The sequence below is a fragment of the Allonocardiopsis opalescens genome (assembly GCF_003002095.1).
Classification (GTDB): domain Bacteria; phylum Actinomycetota; class Actinomycetes; order Streptosporangiales; family Streptosporangiaceae; genus Allonocardiopsis; species Allonocardiopsis opalescens.
Genome location: NZ_PVZC01000002.1, coordinates 124,335 through 145,123 on the forward strand (window position 1 = coordinate 124,335; position 20,789 = coordinate 145,123).

Here is a 20,789-nt window from a genome sequence, read left to right on the forward strand (position 1 = left end):
CCGAATATCTGGCGCCGCGGCCGCGAGAGCGTTGACTTCCACCAGGCCCGGCACCGCACCGGCGTACCGAGAAAGTGAGACCATGGCCGCGCAGACCGGCTCGCGAGAGCAGAACAAGGCCGAGACCCGGCTGGCCATCCAGCTCGCCGCGGTGGAACTGTTCGAGGAGAAGGGCTACGACGCGACGACGGTGGACGACATCGCCCGCCGCGCCGACGTGGCGCCGCGCACCTTCTTCCGCTACTTCCCCAACAAGGAGCTCACCCTCTTCAGCGAGGACATCTCCGGCCGGCTCGCCACGCTGGTCACCGAGGCGCCCGCCGGGCTCGACCCGATGGCGGCGCTGCGCTGGGCCGTCACCGAGCTGATGGACTACGAGGCGACCCCGCTGGACCGGCGCCGCCAGGCACTGCGGCGCAAGTTCAGCGAGCGGCCCGTCATCGAGCGGCACCTCGCCCACCTGTACGACTCGCTCGGCACCCGGCTGCGCGCCGCCTTCGCCGCCCGGCTCGGCGTCGACCCCGCCGAGGACCTGCGCCCCGACGTGCTGGTCGCCCTCTACCTCGGGCTGGCCAGGGAGTTCGCCAAGGAGCAGGTGCCGGTGCCCGAGCTGATCGAGCGCTGGTTCACCGCCGCGAACGCGCTGACGCCGTAGGCCGGGGGGCGCGGGGCCGGTCGAGCGGGGGCCGGCCGGCCCCGTCCGCGTTCCCCGTTCGACACGCGCCGGCAAGCCGCCCGACACCGGGCACCCCTAGGCAAATTGTGGCAGAAATGCCACTATTCTGCCGTGAATCCAGTCGGCTCCCCTGAGTCCCGTCCCCGTCCCACCACCGAGCAGCAGGCCCCGCGGCGCCCCGCCGCCGCGGCACGAAGCAGCGCGAAGCCCCAGGTGACCGGGGTGCGGAACCGGCCGAGCGCGCCGGCCCGCCGGGCAGGGGGCGGCCATGGCGGCTGAAGCCACCACCCGGCGGGTGCTGGTGACCGGCGGCGCCGGCTTCATCGGCTCGGCCTACGTGCGCATGCTGCTGGCCGACCCCCGGCAGGCGATCGCGGTCACCGTGCTGGACAAGCTGAGCTACGCGGGCAACCCCCGCAACCTCGACCCGGTGCGGGCCGACCCGAGGCTGAGCTTCGTCCACGGCAGTGTCTGCGACACCGCGCTGGTCGAGCGGCTGCTGCCCGGCCACGACCAGGTGGTGCACTTCGCCGCCGAGTCGCACGTCGACCGCTCCCTGGCCGTCCCGGCCGAGTTCGTCACCACCAACGTGGGCGGCACCCAGACCCTGCTCGACGCGGCGCTGCGGCACGGCGTGCGCACCTTCCTGCACGTGTCGACCGACGAGGTCTACGGCTCGATCGACACCGGGTCCTGGCAGGAGACCGAGCCGGTGGCCCCCAACTCGCCGTACTCGGCCACCAAGGCCGGCGCCGACCTGCTCTGCCTGGCCTACGGCCGGACCCACGGCATGGACGTCCGGATCACCCGCGGCTCCAACACCTACGGGCCCTTCCAGTTCCCCGAGAAGATCATCCCGCTGTTCGTGACGAACCTGGTGCTCGGCCGGCGGGTCCCGCTGTACGGCGACGGGCTCAACGTCCGCGACTGGCTGCACGTGGAGGACCACTGCCGCGGGATCGAGCTCGCGGTGCAGCGGGGCCGGCCCGGCCAGGTGTACAACATCGGCGGCGGCACCGAGCTGTCCAACCACGAGCTGACCCTGATGATCCTGAAGCTGCTCGGCGCCGGGCCGGAGATGATCGAGCCGGTGGCCGACCGCAAGGGCCACGACCGGCGCTACTCGGTCGACTGGGCCAAGGCCGCGGGCGAGCTGGGCTACCGGCCGCGGGTCGGCTTCGACGACGGGCTGCGCGACACCGTCTCCTGGTACCAGCGGAACCGGCACTGGTGGGCGCCGCTGCGCGACCGGGGCCCGCTGGCCAGCCCGGACGACTGAGGGCCCGGCCGGGCCCCGCGTCGGGCCGGGCCGGACGGGTAGCGGGGCGCCGGGAATGCGCGGCGGCCCCCGGAGGCTTGGGTCTGCAGGGGCCGCGCGGGCGGCCGCGGCGCGACGGAGGCGGCGATGGACGGGATCGGCAGGACCGGCGGGCGGGCGGCGCCCGGACCGGGGCGCTCACGGCGCGATGCCGCGCGGACCGCCGGACGGCCCGGGCCGCAGGCGCACCGGTGAGCGGGCCTTCGGGGCCCTTCGGCGGTCCGGCGCCGGGCGGCACCGTCCCGCCCGGCGGCGCGGTGCGCTGGCAGTACGGCCGGGTCGCCGCCGTCCGGCACGAGACCCCGTCCTCGGTGACGCTCCGGCTCGAACTCCCGCACTGGCGGCCGCACCTGCCCGGCCAGCACTACATGGTGCGGCTGACCGCGCCCGACGGCTACACCGCGCAGCGCGACTACTCCGTCGCCTCGCCGCCCGCCGACACCGGCGCGATCGAGCTGACCGTGCTGCGGGTCGACGACGGCGAGGTCTCCTCCCACCTCGCCGACGTGGTCGAGCCCGGCGACGAGATCGAGCTGCGCGGCCCCGTCGGCGGCTACTTCGTCTGGACGGGCGAGCGCCCCGCGCTGCTGATCGGCGGCGGCTCCGGAGTGGTGCCGCTCGCCTCGATGCTCCGGCACCGCCGCGCCGAGCGCATCGCCACCCCGCTGCGGCTGCTGGTGTCGGTCTCGCGCCCCGAGGACCTGCTGTACGCCGGCGAGTACGGCGCCGAGACCACCGTCGTGTACACCCGCGCCGCCCCGCCGGCCTGGCCGGGGCGGGTCGGCAGGATCACCGCCGGCACCCTGCGGCCGCTGCTGGCCGAGGCGCCGCCGGGCGGCTGGGACCTCTACGTCTGCGGCTCCAACGGCTTCTGCGAGCACGTCGCCGCCCTGCTGGTCGGCCTGGGCGCGTCGCCCACCCGGATCAGGATCGAGCGCTTCGGCGAGTAGCCGCCGCGCTCAGCCGCCCAGGTGGGCCGGCAGCCCGCGCGCCAGGGGGTAGGGCGCCTCCTCGGGCAGCAGCCGGGCCGCCTCCTGGAGTTCCCCCGCGCGCACCAGCGCGTGCACGCGGTGCGCCAGCGGGGTGGCGTCGGTGATCGACACGATCCACTCGTCGGCGTAGGCGCGGGCCGCCTCACCGGCCAGCCCCAGCTGGAGCGAGCGGTACGGCAGCGGCCGCAGCCGCAGGTCGCGCTCGGGGTCCCACTGCACCCGGGTGGGCGCGGCGGCGAGCCGGCGCCGCCAGTCGGCGGTGTCGGCGTGCACCCGGGGGTCGTAGTGCGACAGGCAGGCGGCGCCCAGCGCCCACTCGAAGCCCGCGCGGGTGATCTCCACCGCCAGCACCGTCTGCTGGCCGTCCTTGGCGCCCCAGCCGCAGCGGTACATCATCCACAGGAACGACGGCTTGATCCAGGTCATCCGGTCGCGCTTCCAGGCCGCCGGGAAGCGCCCCTCGCGCACGGCGGGCAGCCCGATCCCGGGCGGGTACGCCTGGTACACGGTGATGGTGCGCTCGGTGCCGTGCGCCCGGATCTGCCGCTCCGGGGGCCGGCCGGCGCCTCGCGGGCCGTCCACGCCCCCAGCCTCCCGGCGCGCACCGGCCGGCGGCAAGCCCTTTTCGCGCCCGGCCGAACCCGGCGCACCGGCGCGCAGATCCGGGCGAATGCGACGCATTCTTGACGAAGCAGCGATGATCCGGACATCGGCCGCGGCTAGCGTCACTTCAGGTCCGGCCCGTGCCACCAGGTGGCGAGCGCCACATCCGCGCGGGCGGGGCAGCCCTTGTCCCGGTGCGGAGGGCCCGATAGAACCAGGGAACCCTGATCCCAGGAGGCCGCGTGAAGTCCCGGGTCGACAGCCTGTCCCCCCGTTCCCCCCTCTCAGCCCTGCTCTCCGCCGCCGCGGTCGCCGCCGTCACGGCCGCCGCGCTGACCGCGCCCGCCGGGCCGGCCCTGGCCGAGCCCGAGCCCGCGCCCGGCGGCGCACCCGTCCGCGACTTCGGCAACGGCGCCGAGCGCAACACCTACGAGGCGCCGGCCGAGCTGCCGGTCCAGCAGACCGGATCCGCCGCCGAGGCGGCCACCCGGCGCGCCGAGGCCGAGGCCGGCTACCCCAGGCAGACCGAGCTGCCGGTGTACCCGGACAACCCCGACGACCGCGCGATCCGGCTCGGGCTCACCCCGTACCACGAGATCGCTCCGCGCCTGAACGAGCTGCAGCAGCGCTCCGACCGGATCAGCGTGGAGGTCGTCGGCGAGTCGCACCAGGGCCGCGACCTCTACCTGGTCACCCTCACCGCGCCCGAGACGCCCGAGCAGACCGCCGAGCAGGAGCGGATGCGCGCCTCGATCGAGGAGCGGCCCGCGGCGGCCGCCCGCGACCGCCGCATCCCCAACCGCTACAAGATGCCGGTGTTCGTCAACAACAACATCCACGGCAACGAGTGGGAGGGCACCGACGCGGCGCTGCGCACCATCGAGGAGCTGGCCACCAGCGACGACCCCGAGGTGGCCGAGCTGCTGAGCCGCACCCGCGTCTACTTCAACATCACCAACAACCCCGACGGCCGCTCGGGCGGCACCCGGGCCAACGGGGTCGGCTTCGACCTCAACCGCGACTTCATCACCGCCTCGCAGCCCGAGACCCGGGCCGTGCGCGAGCTGCTGATCGACACGCAGCCGACGATGCTGATCGACCAGCACGGCTACGTGAACGGCACCCTCATCGAGCCGGCCACCATCCCGCACGGCCAGAACTACGAGTACGACCTCTACATCAAGCACACCTACGCCAACGCCCTCGGCATGGAGCAGGCGATCCTCGACCTCGGCTACACCCCCGAGGGCGACGGCGTCAGCGCGCCGCAGATCCCCTTCCGCGACTGGGAGGAGGGCTGGGACGACTGGCCGCCGATCTTCACCCCGATGTACGCGCCGTACCAGGGCGCGGTGGCCGCCGCCACCATCGAGTTCCCGATGCGGGTGAACAACGCCGACTACACCGGGCTGCCGGTGGAGGAGCTGCGCCGCCGCTCCGCCATCAACACCGACATCTCCGCCGCCACGATGGACGCCACCCTGGACTACGCGCTGGACAACCGCGGCGAGCTGATCGCCGACCAGATCGAGGTCTTCCGGCGCGGCGAGGCCGGCGAGCCGCAGGTGGTGCCCGAGGACGGCTGGGTGCCCGGCTACGGCCGCGACGACGTGTACACCACCGAGTTCCCGCGCGCCTACGTGATCCCGGCCGGCGAGGGCCAGCGCTCGGCCACGGCCGCGGCCCGGCTGGTGGACCACCTGATCGCCAACGACGTGGCGGTGCTGCGCGCCACCGGCGACTTCCGGCTCGGCGGCACCCGCTACCCGGCGGGCAGCTACCTGGTCGACATGCACCAGGCCAAGCGCGGGCTGGCCAATGTGATGCTGGAGGCGGGCCGCGACATCAGCGCCGACGTGGACGCGATGTACGACATCTCCGGCTGGAGCCACGGCCTGCTGTGGGGCGCCACCGTCGACGCCGTCGACTCCGGCGACCCCGGGCGGGTGCGCGCCGAACCGGTGGCGGCGGCCGCCCCGACCGGCTCGGTGGCGCAGGCCGGCGACCTGGAGCTGCGGCTGGACGACGGCGGCGAGGTCGCCGCCCTCAACGAGCTGCTTGGACAGGGCGTCGCGGTGTCGTGGACCGGCGAGGGCTCCGTGGTGGTCCCGGCCGCGGCGCGGGCGGCGGCCGAGGAGGCGGCCGACCGGTACGGCGTCCGCTTCGCGGCGGCCGAGAACGCGGGCGCGCGGCCGCTCCAGGCGGTCACCGTCGCGGCGGCCGCGTCGGCCGACGAGCTGTTCACCCTGCGGGAGATGGGCTTCGAGGTGGTGCCCGCCTCCACCACCATCCTCAACGGCGGCTTCGACTGGTCGGGCATCGACACCCTGTACGTGTCCAGCGGCCTGGACTACAACCGGCTGAACGCCCAGGCGCGCGCCGCGCTCGACGCCTACCTGGAGCGCGGCGGCACGGTCACCCGCGGCTCCACCGGCGCGGCCTTCAACGCCGCCGCCGGGCTGCTGGAGGTCACCGCCCAGGCCGGGCGCGCCGACGCCAACGGCGTGGTGCGGGTCTCCGAGGGCGACGGGCAGGTGCTGAGCGGCTTCGGCGACCACGCCTTCGTCTACTCGCCGCTGTGGTTCACCGGGCTCGGCGAGGGCGTGGCCGTGGAGCAGTCCTACGCCACCGGCGAGCCGATGGCGGCCGGGCACTGGCGCGCCGACGACGAGGGTGAGGGCGGGCCCGACTCCGCCGCCGGCCAGGCGTCGGTGGTCAGCGGCACCACCCAGCGCGGCGGCGCGGCGGTGCTCTTCGGCACCGAGCCGCTGTTCCGCAACCACCCCAAGGGCCTCTTCGCCCAGGTCGCCCGCTCGCTGTACTGGACCGCGGCGCCGGGTGCCCCGGCGGCCTAGCACCGCGGCAGAAGGGACGCCGCTCGCACCCCGGCCCGGGGTGCGGGCGGCGTCGCCGTACCGAGGGGCGGCTCAGCCGCTTCCGGTCTCGGCCGCCCCGGTTCCCTCGGTCTCCCGCTCGGCTCCGGCCGCGCGCCGCCGCTCCAGCCACGGGTCCCGGTAGACGAGGAGGACGCCGGGGCGGTCGGTGCGGCGCAGCAGCCCGTCGAAGGGGTGCAGGGTGGTCGTGTAGTACGGCGCGCCCGGGTGGTCGCCGCCGCGGCCGGAGCGCACCGCCCCGGGACCGCGCAGCGCCAGCCGCATGAAGGGGTAGGCCCCGGCGAACAGCGCGGACGGACTGCCGGTGAACACCGCCGTGGCGGCGTGCACGGCGAGGTCGAGCCGGTCGCTCCCGCCCGGCGGGAGCCGCCCGGTCTGCGCCTCGAACTCGGCCCGCATGTCGGTGCCGGTGTCGGCGGTGTGCGGACGCCCCTGGTCGAGCCGGGCCCGGACCTGCCGCCAGTGGCCGGGCGGCATCCGCAGCGAGTGGTGCAGCAGCAGCAGGTCGAGGGGCGGCCCCTCCCACCACTCGGCCGCGACGGCGCGCGCCCCGGGGTCGGCCCGCAGCGGCAGGTGCACCAGCGAGCGCCGGGACCGGGCCGCGAGGTGCCACAGCGCGGCGACGCGCAGCGCCTCGCCGCCGTCGGTGCACATCAGCCGGTGCCAGTCGCCGCCCTGCGTCAGCGCCACGCCCCGGATGGGCCGGGCCGGCCGGATGACCCGGTACGCGTCCCGGCCCAGCCTCGCCCGGTGCACGGTGACGCGGATCCTCATGGCGGCCAGTACAGCACAGGAGCGGCGGGCCGCTCCGCCCGCCGAGTGCGCACCACCCGCATCACGCGCCGCTCCATTACCAAGGACGCCGAGGGGTCCGCAAGATCCCGGCGCGGCCGGTTCCGGCAAGGGCGGGGTGCCATCCGCCCACCGCCGGCCGCGTCGGCCGGCCGGCGCGGCGGCCCGCGCGGGCCGGCGGCCGGTTCCGGCGCCGGCCACCGCACTGAGCTGCGCCGACGCCGCCGAGCCGGTGGCGCGGGAACGGCGGAGCCGGCGGCGGCGTTCTGCTCGTGTGACCGGATCCACCGCGAGGATCGGTCGACGGCGCCGGACCTTCCCGAACGGAACCAGTTTCCCGTCCGCTTCGATGCGATAATCGCGGAACGTGACGGGTCCTATAGGATCCACGGTGTCGGCGGCCATGGAACGGGGGCACGACTCATGGGCGACCAGGCCGGCAGACGCCGCGCACGCGGCGAGCGGGGTGCGGTGGACCCCATCGACTGGGCACACTCCTTCGACATGGACGAACAGAAGGAACCCGTCGACCTCCGCACCGACCAGGCGCACGGCGCCCGCATCTACGACTACATCCTCGGCGGCAAGGACCACTACGCCAAGGACCGCGAGGCGGGCGACGCCTCCCTGCAGGCGTGGCCCGCGCTGCGCACCCACATGCGGGCCAACCGCACCTTCATGCACCGGGTCGTCCGCTACCTGGCGGCGGAGAAGGGCGTCCGGCAGTTCCTCGACATCGGCACCGGCATCCCCACCTCCCCCAACCTGCACGAGGTCGTGCAGCAGGTCGACCCGCGCTGCCGCGTCGTCTACGTCGACAACGACCCCATCGTGCTGGTGCACGCTCGCGCCTTCATGGACACCGGCTCCGCGGAGGGCGGCATCAACTACATCGACGCCGACATGCGCGAGCCCGACAAGATCCTGTCGGCCCCCCAGCTGCGCGACACCCTGGACCTGACCCGGCCCGTCGGCCTCACGATGATCGCGATGGTGCACTTCATCCTGGACGACGACGAGGCGTACCGGGTGGTGCGCCGGGTGATCGACGCCATGCCCCCGGGCAGCTACTTCGCCGCCTCCGTCGCCACCGACGACTTCGCCCCCGAGGTGCTGGCCAAGGTGGCCCGCACCTACGCCGACCACGGCGAGCCGCTGCGCTGGCGCACCAGGGCGCAGGCCGAGAAGTTCTTCGAGGGCACCGAGCTGCTGGACCCCGGAGTGGTCCAGATCCACAAGTGGCACCCCGACCCCGCCGAGGCCGGCATCCGGGACGAGGACATCGCGATGTACGGCGGCGTCGCCTACAAGCCCTAGCCCGCACGGGCCGCCCGGCCCCCGCCGCACGCGGCGGGGGCCGGGGCGCGCTCAGCGCCGGAACAGCACCGGGTTCGACGGCGTGTCGGGCACCTCGCCGATCCGGGCGCCCGTCATCAGCAGGTCGAGTTCGCGCTGCTGCTGCGGGCGGACCAGCGGCGCGACCGTGATGTCGGCGTCCATGTAGATGACCGTCAGCACCCGGCGCGGCGCCTCGGAGAGGTTCCGCTCGGCCCGGTGGAAGATCCAGCCGACGTGGAAGCTGACGTCGCCCGCCGCGTACGGACTGCACTCGACCGGGAAGTCGCGCTCGCTCAGCGCCTGCTGCATGGCGCGCTCCGACTCGTCGCTGATCGGCATGTCGCGGCCGAACTCGAAGCGGTGGCTGCCGGCCGCGAAGGACAGCGGCCCCATCTCCAGCGGGGTGTCCTGCAGCGGGATCCAGGCCGTGCAGACCCGGTCCGAGGACAGCGGCCAGTAGTACTGGTCGGCGTGCCAGGGCGTGATGCCGCCGCCCGGCTCCTTGTACAGGGCCTGGTCGGCGAAGAGGCGGACCGCGTCGACCTGGAGCAGGTCGGCGGCGATCGCGGCGAGCCGTCTGGAGAAGACCAGCCGCCGCGCCCGTTCGCTATGTCGCCACACATTGCCCACCTGGAGGAAGGCCCGCTGGGTGGTGGAGCGCTCCGCCATGGGGGCGTGCACGGTGTTGCGTTCGAGCACGGTGCCGGTGATCTCGGGCTCGTAGGCGCGGACGGTGGCAGGGTCGAGTACGCCGCGCAGCTTCACGAAGCCGTCGCGCTCGAAGTCGCGCACCGTCTCCGGCGGAGTGGGCACCGGTGCGTCGAGCAGTTCGTCGGTGAGGGACACGGGGACGTTCCTTCCGGCCCGCCATCGGCGTTCCCGTCCCGATTCACGGACCAATGGTCTTGGTGGATCAGTGGGTGGATCACTGCGGATCGCCGTGGATCACTACGCTGAACAGCACAATCAAGGGAACACGCGGAAGATTACCTCGCTGTTCCCACTCTGACCAGACCACAGGTCTAAGTTCTGGGCACGGATTTCGGCACCGCCGCGACCAGTGGCGATACGGCGGACCGGCCCCGCGGCCGGTGCGCTATCCGGCGGAGTCCTCGCGGCGGCGGCAGATCATCAGCTCCGTGGTCGGGCTCTCCCGCCGGCTGCGGACCAGCCGCCGCTCCAGCGGGTACAGCGCCGCCCCGGCCAGCCAGCCGGTCGGATTGGTGAGGGTGGCCGCGCGCAGGGTGCCGCCCCACAGCTTGCGCCAGACGGGGCCCGCGTCGACCTGGGCGTTCATCAGCACCAGCATCGGCACCCGGCGCTGCACCTCGAAGCCGACCCGGTCGAGCTCGGCGGTGATCCACTCCAGGGTGCGGTTCACCTGGTGGTCGCCGCGCTGCACCGGGCGGTGCAGGAAGTTCTCCGAGAGCACGAAGTAGCCGCCCGGCCGCACCGCCGCGGCGATGGAGGCCAGCGCCGCCTTGTACCGCTCGTCGTCGACGATGTGGAACAGCACGTCCATGCACGACGCCGCGTCATAGCCGGCCGGCTCGATCGCGTCGCCCGGCTCGGCGATGTCCAGCCGCATGAACTTGGCGTCGGGGAAGCGCTCGCGCAGGTTCTCCACCGCCGCCTCGGTGAGGTCGCAGCCGGTCACCGAGCCGACCCCCAGGTGCTGCCAGCCGCGCACGTAGAAGCCGGTGCCCGAGCCGACGTCCAGCACCCGGGTGTTGGGGCGGTCCAGTTCGAGCGCCCCCGCCTCGCGCAGGAACGCCTCCCAGCGCACCCGGTACATCCACAGGTTGAACGGACGGCCCAGCGCGCGGTAGCCAACGCCCGTCTCCGTCCAGTCGGCACCGAGCCGGTGCTCCCAGAACGCCCTGATGTCGTCGTGCGTCTTCATGTGGGGAAGGACCTCCGCAGGGACTCGCGGCGCGCCGGTGCGCGCCGGCCGGCGCAACAGGCCGCCGGAACAGATTGGCACGGTCCTTCCCCTCGGCGCAGCCGTTCAACCCGTTGACGACCAGGTCCGGCAGCGTGATCCGACGCCCGGCCGTCCCGTTTCCAACCGGGCGCGCCCCGTTTCGGACTTGTCGCCTACGATGCCCGCGTGTCCGCCGAGGCCCGCGACGTCGTCCTCGACCTGCTCGCCCGCTCCGGCCGACCGGCGGGCTCAGGCGTCGAAGTCGACCGTCACCTCGGGACTGACCGGCAGCGCCTGGCACGACAGGGCGAAGCCCGCCGCCACCTCGGCCTCCTCCAGCGCGAAATTGCGCCGCATCCGCACCTCACCGGAGCGCACCCGCACCCGGCAGGTGCCGCAGACCCCGCCCTTGCAGGCGAAGGGCAGATCGGGGCGGGTGCGCTGCGCGGCGTCGAGCACGGGCACGTCGCGCGGCAGGGTCAGCACGGTGGCGCGGCCGTCCAGCAGCACGGTCACCTCGCTGCTGGGGCCGCCGGCGGGCGCCTCGGCGTGCCGGACCGGCTCGGGCGGCACCTCCTCCACGTAGAACAGCTCCCGGTGCACCCGCTCGGGCGGCACGCCGAGGCCGGCCAGCACGGCGCGTGCGTCGGCGACCATCCCGAACGGCCCGCACAGCCACCAGTGGTCGACCTCGCCGACCGGGCCCACCAGCGCCGCGAGCAGCGCGCGCAGCCGCGCCGCGTCCAGCCGCCCGCTGAGCAGCTCGGCGCCGCGCGTCTCCCTGGACAGCACGTGCACCAGCTCCAGCCTGGCCGGGTAGGCGTCCTTCAGATCGGCCAGCTCATCGGCGAACATGACGGTGTCGCTGCGCCGGTTGCCGTACACGAAGACCAGCCGCGAGCCGGTGCGGCGCAGCAGCGAGGCCGCGATGGACAGCAGCGGCGTCACCCCGGAACCCGCGCCGACCAGCACATGGCGGGCGTCGGCCGCCAGGTCCGGGCTGAAGGAGCCCGACGGCGGCAGCACCTCGATCTCATCCCCCGGGCGCACCTCGTCGACCAGCCAGCTCGACAGCAGACCGCCCGGGACCCGCCGCACCCCGATGCGCGGCGGCGCGCCCGCGGGCGCGCAGATGGAGTAGCTGCGCCGCTCCTCCCGCCCGCCGACGGCGCGGCGCAGCGTCAGCGACTGGCCGGGCGCGAAGGCGAACAGGTCCGCCAGCGGCTCGGGCACCGCGAAACCGATCGCGGCGGCGTCATCGCACAGCCGCTCCACGGAGGCGACGCGCAGCCGGTGGAAGACGGCGCGGCGCGAGCGCGCCGCCCCCTCCCGCTCGGGCCGCGCCAGGCGTTCGGTACCGGGCATGGCGGCGATCAGACCTCCTTGACGTGCTCGAACGGCTCCAGGCAGGACCGGCAGCGGTGCAGCGCCGTGCACGGGGTCGCCCCGAAGCGCGACAGCTCCTCGGTCGCCCGCGCCCCGCACCGCGGACAGGCGGGCCCCGCGGCCGGGCGCGGCCCCAGCTCCAGCGGCACCGGCCCGGCCCGCCGCACCGGCCCCGGCGGCGCCACCCCGTGCTCGACCAGCTTGCGCCGCCCTTCGGCGCTGATCCAGTCACTGCTCCACGGCGGCGCCAGCACCGTGCGCACCCGCACCGCCCCGAAGCCCGCCGCCGCGAGCGCCCGCCGCAGCTCCGCCGCGATCACCCCCAGCGCGGGGCACCCCGCGTAGGTCGGCGTGACCGTCACCACCACCTCGCCCCCCAGCGCCCGCACGTCCCGCAGGATCCCCAGGTCGTCAAGGGTCAGCATCGGCAGCTCCGGGTCCACCACCTCCCCGGCCACCCGCCGCGCGAGCGCCAGGTCGACCGCTCCCCCGGTCACGCGGCACCTCCCCGGGCGGAGGCGCGCCGGGGCCCGGCGGGGGCCGGGCGGCCGCTCACCACGTCGCCCCCGGGTGGGCGCGGGCCACGGACTGGAGTTCGGCGAGCAGCGGGGCCAGGTGCTCGGTGTGGGCGCCGTCGCGGCCGCCGGGCGCGGACGGGGCGGGCGGAGCGGGTCTGCCGCCCAGGGTCGCGGCGGTGAGCACCTGGCCGAGGACGTCCAGCACCTCGGCGCGCACCTCGGCGGGATCGACGGCGGCGCCCGCGGCGGCCAGCCGCCGCTCGGCGGGGTCGGCGGCGAACAGCTCGCCGAGCAGCGGCCAGACCGCGTCGACGCCGTCGGCCATCCGCTGGTGCGACAGCGCGGTGCCGTCGCCGAGCCGCAGGGTCCAGCGGACGGCGTGGTCGCGGTGGTAGGCCAGCTCCTTGGCGCCCCTCGCGGCGACGGCGGCCAGCGCCGGATCGGTGGAGGCGGTCAGCCGGGTGAACACCGCCAGCCGCCAGGCCGAGAAGGCGAGCAGCCGGGCGGTGGAGCGGGCGAAGTCGCCGTTGGGCGCCTCCACCAGCCGCACATTGCGGAACTCCTCGGGTCCGCGCAGGTAGGCGAGGGCGTCCTCGTCGCGGCCGGTACCGTCGACGTGCCCGGCCCGCGCCAGCAGCACCCGCGCCTGGCCGAGCAGGTCGAGCGCGATATTGGCCAGCGCGACCTCCTCCTCCAGCTCCGGCGCGCGGGTGCACCACTGGCCCAGCCGCTGCGCCATCACCAGGGCGTCGTCGCCGAGCATGGTGCAGTAGGCGGCCAGGTCGGCGCGGTCGGCACCGGCCGGCACCTCGGCGCCCACCTCGTCGGGCGGCGCGTCGAAGCCGGTGCCGAACGCCCAGTGCGCGTCGCCGCCCCCGCCGCCGGCCGGTCCGGCCAGCGCCTCGTACGGGTTGTCGCCGCTCATCGGTGCCCCCTCGGTCGGATTCGTCGGCGGTGGGACGGCCCGGCGCCGTCACATGTGCGGCACGTCCTCGGGGATCGGGTAGAAGGTCGGGTGCCGGTAGACCTTGTCGCGGCTGGGCGCGAAGAAGGGGTCCTTCTCGTCCGGGCTGGACGCGGCGATCGCGTCGGAGCGCACCACCCAGATGCTCACGCCCTCGTTGCGGCGGGTGTAGACGTCGCGGGCGGCGTGCAGCGCCATCTCCTCGTCGGCGGCGTGCAGCGAGCCCACGTGCACGTGGTTCAGCCCCCGCTTGCCCCGCACGAACACCTCGAACAGCGGCTGCTCGGTCCGCGGCGGCGCGCCCTCGGCCCCGGCCGTCACCGGGTCTCCCCGGCCGACCGCTTGGCGGCGTAGGCGGCGGCCGCCTCGCGCACCCAGGCGCCGTCCTCGTGCGCGGCTCTGCGCCGACGGATCCGCTCGGCGTTGCACGGGCCGTCGCCGGACAGCACCCGCCGGAACTCCGCCCAGTCGGGCTCGCCGAAGTCGTAGTGGCCGCGCTCTTCGTTCCAGCGCAGCGCGGGGTCGGGCAGGGTGACGCCCAGGCGCTCGGCCTGCGGGACGGTCATGTCCACGAAGCGCTGCCGCAGCTCGTCATTGGTGTGCCGCTTGACCCGCCACTCCATCGACTGCCGGGTGTTGGGCGACTCCGCGTCCGGCGGGCCGAACATCATCAGCGAGGGCCACCACCACCGGTCGACGGCGTCCTGCACCATCGCGCGCTGCTCGGGGGTGCCCGCCATCATCCGCAGCAGCAGCTCGTAGCCCTGGCGCTGGTGGAAGGACTCCTCCTTGCAGATCCGCACCATCGCACGCGCGTAGGGACCGTAGGAGCTGCGGCACAGCGGCACCTGGTTGCAGATGGCCGCGCCGTCCACCAGCCAGCCGATCACCCCGACGTCGGCGAAGCCCGTGGCCGGATAGTTGAAGATCGACGAGTACTTCTGCCGCCCGCCGATCAGCCGCTCGGTGAGGTCGGCGCGGTCCACGCCCAGGGTCTCGGCGGCCGCGTACAGGTACAGGCCGTGCCCCGCCTCGTCCTGCACCTTGGCCAGCAGGATGCTCTTGCGGCGCAGGCTGGGCGCGGACGCGATCCAGTCGCCCTCGGGCTGCATGCCGATGATCTCGGAGTGGGCGTGCTGCGCCACCTGCCGCACCAGCGTCCTGCGGTAGCCCTCGGGCATCCAGTCGCGCGGCTCGATGCGCTGCTCGGCCGCGACCCGGGCGGTGAAGTGCGCCGCCAGCGCACGCTCGTCGGGCCGCTCATCGACGGACGCGGTGGTCATCGGCGCCTCCCGCCATACCGAACGTTCGGTCGGTAATGAGTCTGGCCCAGATCCCCCGACGGGACAAGTGCCGCAGGTCGGCGCGGCTTCGTACCATGGTCATGTGGCTGGCGAGGCGGACACGGCCGACCGGGCGATGCGGACCGAGACGTTCAGCGGGGAGCTGGGCGAGGGGCGGATGGTCTTCGCCGCACCGGCCCCCGCGCTGCGCCGCCATGTCGTCCGCTACCTCGGCTACGCGGAGCGCACCCGCTTCACCCGCCGGCGCGAGGCGCCGGGCGCCACCGTGCCGCTGATCATCAACTTCGGATCACCGCTGGTGCTGCGCCCGTCCGGCGGCGCGCCCCAGCGCTTCGGACTCGGACTGGTCGCCGGCCTCGCGGACCGCGTCGGGATCGTGGACTCCGGCGGCGAGCAGACCGGACTGCAGATCGACCTCACCCCCCTCGCCGCCCGCCTCTTCCTGGACATGCCGATGGGCGGACTGACCAACCAGGCGGTGCCCCTGGAGGACGTGCTCGGCCGCGGCGCCGCCCCCGTCGTGGACCGCCTGCGGGCACTGCCCGGCTGGCCGGAGCGGTTCGCCCTGCTCGACGAGGTGATCGGAGCGCGCATCGCGGCCGCACGCGCGGTGCCGCCCGCCGTGGCGGAGGCGTGGCGCCGGCTGCACCGGGCGGGCGGCGCCGTGCCGATCGCCGCCCTCGCCGCCGACCTCGGCTGCAACCGCTCCCACCTCAGCGGCGCGTTCCGCCACCACCTCGGCCTACCGCCGAAGACCTTCGCCCGGGTACTCCGCTTCCGCGCCGTCGTGACCGACCTCGCCCGAGCCCGGACCCGCCCGCTCCTCGCCGACCTGGCCGCCCGCCACGGCTACGCCGACCAGGCCCACCTCAACCGCGACTTCCTGGAGTTCGCCGGTATCACCCCCACCGACCACCTGCGGCGCAGCGCGTCCGGACACGGCGTGGTGGACGGCTGACGCGGGACCGCCGGACCCGACACCGGCGGCCGGCACAGGGCGGCAGCGGGGCCGACATTCGTCCAAGACGCCTCGGCGGCCGCCGCCTAAGGTCACGATCATGAACGAGACCGCCACACCGAGCATCAGCCCGTTCCTGTTCTGCGCCGACGTTCCGGCCAGCCTCGACTTCGCCGCACGCGCCTTCGGCCTCGCCCCGGACGAGCCGCGGCCCGGACCCGACGGCACCGTCACGCACGCGAGCGCCCGGCTCGGGCGGCACATGGTGTACTTCTCGGCCCCGCACGAGGACGCCATGGTGCCCCCCAAGCGCCTCCCCGCCCTGCACGCACTGGTGATGATGTACGTCGCCGACGTGGACGCCGTCTTCGAACAGGCACGCGCGGCCGGCGCGACCGTGGAGTACCCGCCGACCGACATGCCCTACGACCGGCGCGAATGCGGTGTCCGCGACCTCGACGGCCACCTGTGGAGCATCGCGACGCCGCTCCCACCCGGCACCTGAACGCGGCTCGACGCCCTGCCGGCGCCGGCCGCCGGCACACCCGGCGGCGACGTGTCGGCGGGCGGCCCGCCCTCAGGCCGTCGCCGGGAGCGGCCGCCGCGACTCCAGCAGCGCGCGGATCTCGCGGACGGCGGCGCGGCCCGCGCGGTTGGCGCCGATGGTGCTGGCGGAGGGGCCGTAGCCCACCAGGTGGATCCGCGGGTCCGCGACGGCGCGGGTGCCGTCGACCCTGATGCCGCCGCCCGGCTCGCGCAGCCGCAGTGGCGCCAGGTGGTCCACGGCGGGGCGGAAACCGGTGCACCACAGGATCGCGTCGGCCGCCACCCGGCGTCCGTCGTCCCAGGCGACACCGTCAGGGGTGATCCGGTCGAACATCGGCAGCCGGTCCAGCACCCCGCGCTCGCGGGCGGCCCGCAGCCGCGGCGTGTCGACCAGCCCGGTGGCGCTGACCACGCTGCCCGGCGGCAGCCCGGCCCGCACCCGCTCGTCCACCCGCGCGACGGCCGCCCGCCCCCACTCCGGCGTGAACGGCCCCTCCTCGAACACCGGCGGCCGGCGGGTCACCCAGGTCGTCTCGGCCACCCCGGCCAGTTCCAGCAGCAGCCCGAGCGCCGAGGTGCCGCCGCCCACGACCACCACCCGCCGCCCGGCGAACTCCTCGGCCCCCCGGTAGTCGGCCGTGTGCAGTTGCCGCCCCCGGAACGACTCCCGGCCCGGATAGTGCGGCCAGAACGGCCGCGTCCAGGTGCCCGTCGCGTTGATCAGCGCCCGCGCCAGCCACCGCCCCCGCGAGGTCTCCACCGCCAGCAGCCCGTCATCCGCCTCGCGCACCGCCCCGACCGCCACCGGCCGCCGCACGTCCAGGCCGAACTCGCGCTCGTACCGCCCGAAGTACCCGGCCACCACCTCGGCCGCGGGCCGCGCCGGATCCGCGCCGCCCAGCTCCATACCGGGCAGCCCGTATATCCCGTGCACCTCGCCCAGTGTCAGCGACCGCCACCGCTCCCGCCACGCCCCACCGGGCCCGTCCCCCCGGTCCAGCACCACGAACCCGGCCCCTGGCTCGAACCCCGCCCGCCGCAGGAAGTACCCGCTCGACAGCCCGGCCTGCCCCGCCCCGACCACCACGACGTCGACCCGCGCGTCCACCGACCGGCTCCCGTCCCGCAGCACCCCGTCCCTCACACGAACGGCAACAGCCGGGCCCGGCACCGGATTCCGCCCCTAGGCCCGCCCCGCCCCGCCCCGCAATCGCCGCACCACGACAGCGAGGGCGCCGACCGCCGCGGCGGCACCGGCCAGCACACCCGCCACTGCGGCGGGCCGTAGCGCGGGCGTGGCGGACCGCCCCGGCTCGGACGGAACCGGCTCGGGCGGCACGGCGAGTCGCGCACGGCGGTACTCCTCGTCGAGGATCTCGTGGAATCGCCGCGTCAGACGGCTGTCCGACGTCTCCAGGCGCACCTTGCCCGCCCTCTCCCAGAACCGCCGCCCGGGAGCCCCCTCGAACATCTCGCGGGCGATCGGGCGCAGCCTGGCCTCCGGCAGCGACCGGGTCTCGAAGGACATCTCCCACTGCGAGACGATCATGTTCAGGTAGAGCTGCCGACGGCGCTCCCGGACATCCTCGTCCGGTGGGACCGGCCCCCAGCAGGCATCGAGGTCCGGATCCTCGATGGCCATCATCAGCAGCCCGGCCATCGCCTGCCGCCGGGTCTCCTCGCGCGCCCGCCGATTCTCCTGCGCCTGGAACACCAGGGTGACGACCACACCCACGAGCGCCAGCACCGACAGGAACGCGCCGGCCGCACCATAGGTCTGCCCGATGAGACTCAGCCGCTCCCAGTACCCGACGGCCCCGCCGATGGCGTCCAGCGCGAGCGGCGAGGCCGCCGTCAGCCCGATTCCCACGAGGGCGACACCCAGGAAGGCCACCACAACGGACGTACGGCTCGCGCCCCGGTCGGCACCGTGCCGCTCGCTACGATTCCACCTGACTGCCAATCGCGGTCCGTTTCGGGGGAGGAAGTGGCGCTATCTCACGGTCGAAGTACTCTATCAGCGGCTCGGCCCCGGCATAAAGGCGACCGATGTCGGCGACCACACCGGCGACGACCTCCGGATCGTCGATCCGCCTCGCCCCGCACGGCGCCCACGATTCGTCGTAGAGAACCTCATAGAGAACTCGATCACCAAGAACGACCATTTCGGGAACCGGAGCACCGACTTCCCATTCACTGATCGCTTGCGCACCGACGACACGCACGTCCACGCCGCATTCGGCGAGCACCTTGAAGCTGTGCATCTCCCACTGCAGATATGCGCTCACCGGCTCCTCGACCACCCGGAGCCGACGCAACCGGACCCCGCGCTCGGCGTCTTTGGCGACCTCGGCCGCGATATCGTCGCGCTCCGCGTCGAACAGGCTCAGCACCTCGTCCCATTCACCGGCCACGAAGGAGCGCCACGCGGGATCGTCCGGTTCGCGGAAGGTCTGGGAGCGTTCGAGTTTCCACATCACCCCGGTCACCGACTCCGCCACCCGATCGAAGTCGGCGTGGTATTCGGTGCGGCTCAGGCGGACGCCGCGTGCGGCACGGACCCGCTCAAGCATCCGCGATGTCCGGCTTCGCCGCACGGAGCATGCTCCCGGGAATGACGACCAGGCGCTCGTCCGCACCGATACTCACGCCCAACGGCAGTCGACCGGAGTACGCGGTGGTGGCGTCGCGCCCGACGATCGCGATATCACCATTGTCGAGTTCCCAAATGTCCGGGCAGTCCTTTGTCGTCCTACTCTCTCCTAATTCGGCGGCTGACTTTCCCAGACGCCTTTTGAAATCGGCGGCCGGATCGACTTCCCAGGGGCGCACCATGGCAACACGTCCGTCCGCGTTCGGGGAACCCGGAAAACACCGTATTTCATAGCCGCCTCTCCGCACAACTTACCATCCGGCCACACAAGCCGACGGAATGCCACTACGTCCAGACCGAAACTGGATTTCCAGTGCACCCCTTTCAGGTCGTTTTCTGACGTTTCTCAGAAGGGCTCCGGCATCGCGGGCTCCCACCCCTACTCGGACCAGAGGAGCGGGCAGGGCGAAGGTCACGTCACCCGGAGGCGTCCACTCCGGACGTACGGCAGGTCAAGGTCCCATCGGCCCCGTACCAGTAGTCCTTTCGGCCATGGTGGCCGTCCGGGGGCCGTGGCTAGCCTGGCGGCCTGTCATCGGTCGTGCCGGGTAGGCGTGTTGGGGGTCGCGATGTCGGTCGGGGTTCGGGCGGGAGTGCCGAGGGTGCCGCCGCGGTGGTTCGTCCGGTTGGCCTGGTCGGTGCACCGGGGGGTGTACCGGCTGACCGGGGGGCGGGTCGGGCTGTGGCGGCCTCGCGGCGCGGGGTGGGGCGCGCTCCGGCTGACCACGACGGGGCGTCGCACCGGTCGGCGGCGCGGCGTCATCGTCGCGTACATCGAGGACGGCCCGAACCTGGCGGTGCTAACGATGAACGGGTGGGGTGAGGGGGAGCCCGCCTGGTGGCTGAACCTGCGGGCGGACCCGGACGCGACCGTCGAGCTGGTCGACGGGCGGCGGCCGGTACGAGCGCGCGCCGCGGTCGGCGACGAGCGGTCGCGGCTGTGGGCTCGCTGGCGCGAGATGGACGCGAACCTGGACGGCTACGCCGCGCGGCGGCCGTCGGAGACCGCGGTGGTGGTGCTGGAGCCCGGCCCACGCGCGTCGGGCACGGCGCGGGACGACCCCACGGCGGATCAGCCGCGCTCGCCCTGACCGGGGAGCCGAGCCGCTGCGGCCGGTCGTCGGCGGGCCGCCGCGTGCCCTGGCCGGTGCGCCGGTACCGGCTCATCAGGCGCGACCGGCCCCACCGGGACCTCCAGCACCGTGACGCCGTTGCCGTCCGCGTCGACCAGGTGGTCTTCCAGGGTCGGTCCGGTGACGGCGAGTTCGTGGCGGCCGAGCCAGGCGAACAGGTCCTGGCCGGTGCGGACCACGCCCCGGTCCGGGGGGACCAGCGCGCGGACCACGGTGCGGGCGGGCAGGGTGAGGGGCTCGCCGCCGTGTGCGGTGGCCGCGGCCGCGGCGAAGGGGCCCTCGGGCGGCCCGGTCAGCCAGGTCAGCAGGGTGGTGGGAGCCGGGCAGCGGGTGCCCAGTTCGGACGGGTGGGCGATCCGCAGGCGGTGGACGCGCAGGCGGCGCGGGCCCACCGTGGTCCGCTGGGGCAGGATCGGGCTCTGCGCGGCGAGGTGGTCCTCGGCGGCGGCCACGGCCGCGGACCTGGCGGCGATCTCGCGGCGGAGCTCGGCCAGCGCCTCGGCCAGGGCCTGCCGGACCTGCGGCTCGGGCGCGTCGACGAGTTCGGCGATCGCGCGCAGGGGCAGGCCGAGGCGCTGGAGTCCGCGGATGCGCTCCAGCCGGGCCAGCTCCGCCGCGCCGTACCACCGGTAGCCGGTGGCGCTGTCCACGGCGGCCGGGGGCAGCAGCCCGATCCTGTCGTAGTGGCGCAGGGTGCGGCCGGAGACCCCCGCCATCCGCGCCAGCTGTCCGATGCGCCACATCGCGGCCTCCTCGCGGTTGACCTTGCCCCTGCGTCAACTTCCTACGG

Annotated in this window: 22 protein-coding genes; 8 read left to right on the forward strand and 14 right to left on the reverse strand. The window is 74.5% G+C overall.

Annotated features, from left to right (window positions below; translation table 11 throughout):
- Nucleotides 1–82 precede the first annotated feature (82 nt).
- From CLV72_RS07255 to CLV72_RS07265, 3 genes are all read left to right on the forward strand, one after another.
- Complete coding sequence (locus tag CLV72_RS07255) at nt 83–655, forward strand: TetR family transcriptional regulator (RefSeq protein ID WP_106241869.1); 573 nt, start codon at nt 83–85, stop codon at nt 653–655.
- A 289-nt stretch (nt 656–944) separates the two neighbouring features.
- Nucleotides 945–1,955, forward strand: coding sequence for a dTDP-glucose 4,6-dehydratase (gene rfbB / locus CLV72_RS07260; RefSeq protein WP_106241872.1), 1,011 nt, complete (start codon nt 945–947; stop codon nt 1,953–1,955).
- Between the two features lie 230 nt (nt 1,956–2,185).
- Nucleotides 2,186–2,944: a ferredoxin reductase gene (locus tag CLV72_RS07265; RefSeq protein ID WP_211302764.1), complete on the forward strand. Its 759-nt coding sequence runs from the start codon at nt 2,186–2,188 to the stop codon at nt 2,942–2,944.
- Between the two features lie 9 nt (nt 2,945–2,953).
- Here CLV72_RS07265 and CLV72_RS07270 read toward each other — a convergent pair whose 3' ends face one another.
- Nucleotides 2,954–3,568 carry a DUF4291 domain-containing protein gene (locus tag CLV72_RS07270; RefSeq protein ID WP_245929964.1) on the reverse strand — a complete coding sequence of 205 codons (615 nt, stop codon included), beginning with the start codon at nt 3,566–3,568 and terminating at the stop codon, nt 2,954–2,956.
- 263 nt (nt 3,569–3,831) lie between these two features.
- On the opposite strand from CLV72_RS07270, the gene CLV72_RS07275 reads away from it, so the two are divergent.
- On the forward strand, nt 3,832–6,444 hold the full coding sequence (locus tag CLV72_RS07275; RefSeq protein ID WP_245929966.1) for a M14 family zinc carboxypeptidase: 2,613 nt from the start codon (nt 3,832–3,834) through the stop codon (nt 6,442–6,444).
- A 72-nt stretch (nt 6,445–6,516) separates the two neighbouring features.
- Here CLV72_RS07275 and CLV72_RS07280 read toward each other — a convergent pair whose 3' ends face one another.
- Nucleotides 6,517–7,257, reverse strand: coding sequence for a hypothetical protein (locus CLV72_RS07280; RefSeq protein WP_106241879.1), 741 nt, complete (start codon nt 7,255–7,257; stop codon nt 6,517–6,519).
- Nucleotides 7,258–7,779: 522 nt separating this feature from the next.
- Here CLV72_RS07280 and CLV72_RS07285 point away from each other — a divergent pair.
- A complete protein-coding gene (locus CLV72_RS07285) occupies nt 7,780–8,592 on the forward strand; it encodes an SAM-dependent methyltransferase (protein WP_106243497.1) in 813 nt (270 codons plus the stop codon).
- A 51-nt stretch (nt 8,593–8,643) separates the two neighbouring features.
- On the opposite strand, the gene CLV72_RS07290 is transcribed toward CLV72_RS07285, so the two are convergent.
- The 7 genes from CLV72_RS07290 to paaA form a co-directional block, all read right to left on the reverse strand.
- Nucleotides 8,644–9,459, reverse strand: a complete 816-nt coding sequence (locus CLV72_RS07290) for a phytanoyl-CoA dioxygenase family protein (protein ID WP_106241882.1) — start codon at nt 9,457–9,459, stop codon at nt 8,644–8,646.
- A 250-nt stretch (nt 9,460–9,709) separates the two neighbouring features.
- On the reverse strand, nt 9,710–10,516 hold the full coding sequence (locus CLV72_RS07295) for a class I SAM-dependent methyltransferase (RefSeq protein ID WP_106241887.1): 807 nt from the start codon (nt 10,514–10,516) through the stop codon (nt 9,710–9,712).
- 270 nt (nt 10,517–10,786) lie between these two features.
- Nucleotides 10,787–11,902, reverse strand: a complete 1,116-nt coding sequence (gene paaE, locus CLV72_RS07300; protein ID WP_106241890.1) for a 1,2-phenylacetyl-CoA epoxidase subunit PaaE — start codon at nt 11,900–11,902, stop codon at nt 10,787–10,789.
- Between the two features lie 8 nt (nt 11,903–11,910).
- On the reverse strand, nt 11,911–12,420 hold the full coding sequence (paaD, locus tag CLV72_RS07305; protein ID WP_245929968.1) for a 1,2-phenylacetyl-CoA epoxidase subunit PaaD: 510 nt from the start codon (nt 12,418–12,420) through the stop codon (nt 11,911–11,913).
- 55 nt (nt 12,421–12,475) lie between these two features.
- The gene (paaC, locus tag CLV72_RS07310; protein ID WP_106241894.1) at nt 12,476–13,366 is read right to left on the reverse strand and encodes a 1,2-phenylacetyl-CoA epoxidase subunit PaaC; all 891 of its coding nucleotides are present in this window, start codon (nt 13,364–13,366) and stop codon (nt 12,476–12,478) included.
- A gap of 48 nt (nt 13,367–13,414) precedes the next feature.
- Nucleotides 13,415–13,726 carry a 1,2-phenylacetyl-CoA epoxidase subunit PaaB gene (paaB, locus tag CLV72_RS07315; RefSeq protein ID WP_106241898.1) on the reverse strand — a complete coding sequence of 104 codons (312 nt, stop codon included), beginning with the start codon at nt 13,724–13,726 and terminating at the stop codon, nt 13,415–13,417.
- On the reverse strand, nt 13,723–14,688 hold the full coding sequence (gene paaA / locus CLV72_RS07320; RefSeq protein ID WP_106241901.1) for a 1,2-phenylacetyl-CoA epoxidase subunit PaaA: 966 nt from the start codon (nt 14,686–14,688) through the stop codon (nt 13,723–13,725). The genes paaB and paaA overlap by 4 nt, the downstream gene beginning before the upstream one ends.
- A 103-nt stretch (nt 14,689–14,791) precedes the next feature.
- On the opposite strand from paaA, the gene CLV72_RS07325 reads away from it, so the two are divergent.
- Both CLV72_RS07325 and CLV72_RS07330 read left to right on the forward strand, forming a co-directional pair.
- Nucleotides 14,792–15,667 carry an AraC family transcriptional regulator gene (locus tag CLV72_RS07325; protein WP_146159376.1) on the forward strand — a complete coding sequence of 292 codons (876 nt, stop codon included), beginning with the start codon at nt 14,792–14,794 and terminating at the stop codon, nt 15,665–15,667.
- Nucleotides 15,668–15,767: 100 nt separating this feature from the next.
- Nucleotides 15,768–16,172, forward strand: coding sequence for a VOC family protein (locus tag CLV72_RS07330; RefSeq protein ID WP_106241907.1), 405 nt, complete (start codon nt 15,768–15,770; stop codon nt 16,170–16,172).
- A 72-nt stretch (nt 16,173–16,244) separates the two neighbouring features.
- Here CLV72_RS07330 and CLV72_RS07335 read toward each other — a convergent pair whose 3' ends face one another.
- From CLV72_RS07335 to CLV72_RS07350, 4 genes are all read right to left on the reverse strand, one after another.
- Nucleotides 16,245–17,321, reverse strand: coding sequence for an NAD(P)-binding domain-containing protein (locus CLV72_RS07335; protein WP_106243504.1), 1,077 nt, complete (start codon nt 17,319–17,321; stop codon nt 16,245–16,247).
- A 75-nt stretch (nt 17,322–17,396) separates the two neighbouring features.
- Nucleotides 17,397–18,107 (reverse strand): DUF6082 family protein, encoded by a 711-nt coding sequence (locus CLV72_RS07340; RefSeq protein WP_211302765.1) that lies wholly within the window; start codon nt 18,105–18,107, stop codon nt 17,397–17,399.
- 46 nt (nt 18,108–18,153) lie between these two features.
- Nucleotides 18,154–18,786, reverse strand: coding sequence for a DUF6879 family protein (locus tag CLV72_RS07345; RefSeq protein WP_106241915.1), 633 nt, complete (start codon nt 18,784–18,786; stop codon nt 18,154–18,156).
- Nucleotides 18,779–19,048 carry a hypothetical protein gene (locus CLV72_RS07350; protein WP_106241918.1) on the reverse strand — a complete coding sequence of 90 codons (270 nt, stop codon included), beginning with the start codon at nt 19,046–19,048 and terminating at the stop codon, nt 18,779–18,781. The genes CLV72_RS07345 and CLV72_RS07350 overlap by 8 nt, the downstream gene beginning before the upstream one ends.
- Nucleotides 19,049–19,468: 420 nt before the next feature.
- Between CLV72_RS07350 and CLV72_RS07355 the strand changes: the two genes are divergently transcribed.
- On the forward strand, nt 19,469–19,957 hold the full coding sequence (locus CLV72_RS07355; RefSeq protein WP_245929969.1) for a nitroreductase/quinone reductase family protein: 489 nt from the start codon (nt 19,469–19,471) through the stop codon (nt 19,955–19,957).
- Here CLV72_RS07355 and CLV72_RS07360 read toward each other — a convergent pair.
- Nucleotides 19,939–20,742 carry a MerR family transcriptional regulator gene (locus CLV72_RS07360; protein ID WP_106241921.1) on the reverse strand — a complete coding sequence of 268 codons (804 nt, stop codon included), beginning with the start codon at nt 20,740–20,742 and terminating at the stop codon, nt 19,939–19,941. The genes CLV72_RS07355 and CLV72_RS07360 overlap by 19 nt on opposite strands.
- Between the last annotated feature and the right edge of the window lie 47 nt (nt 20,743–20,789).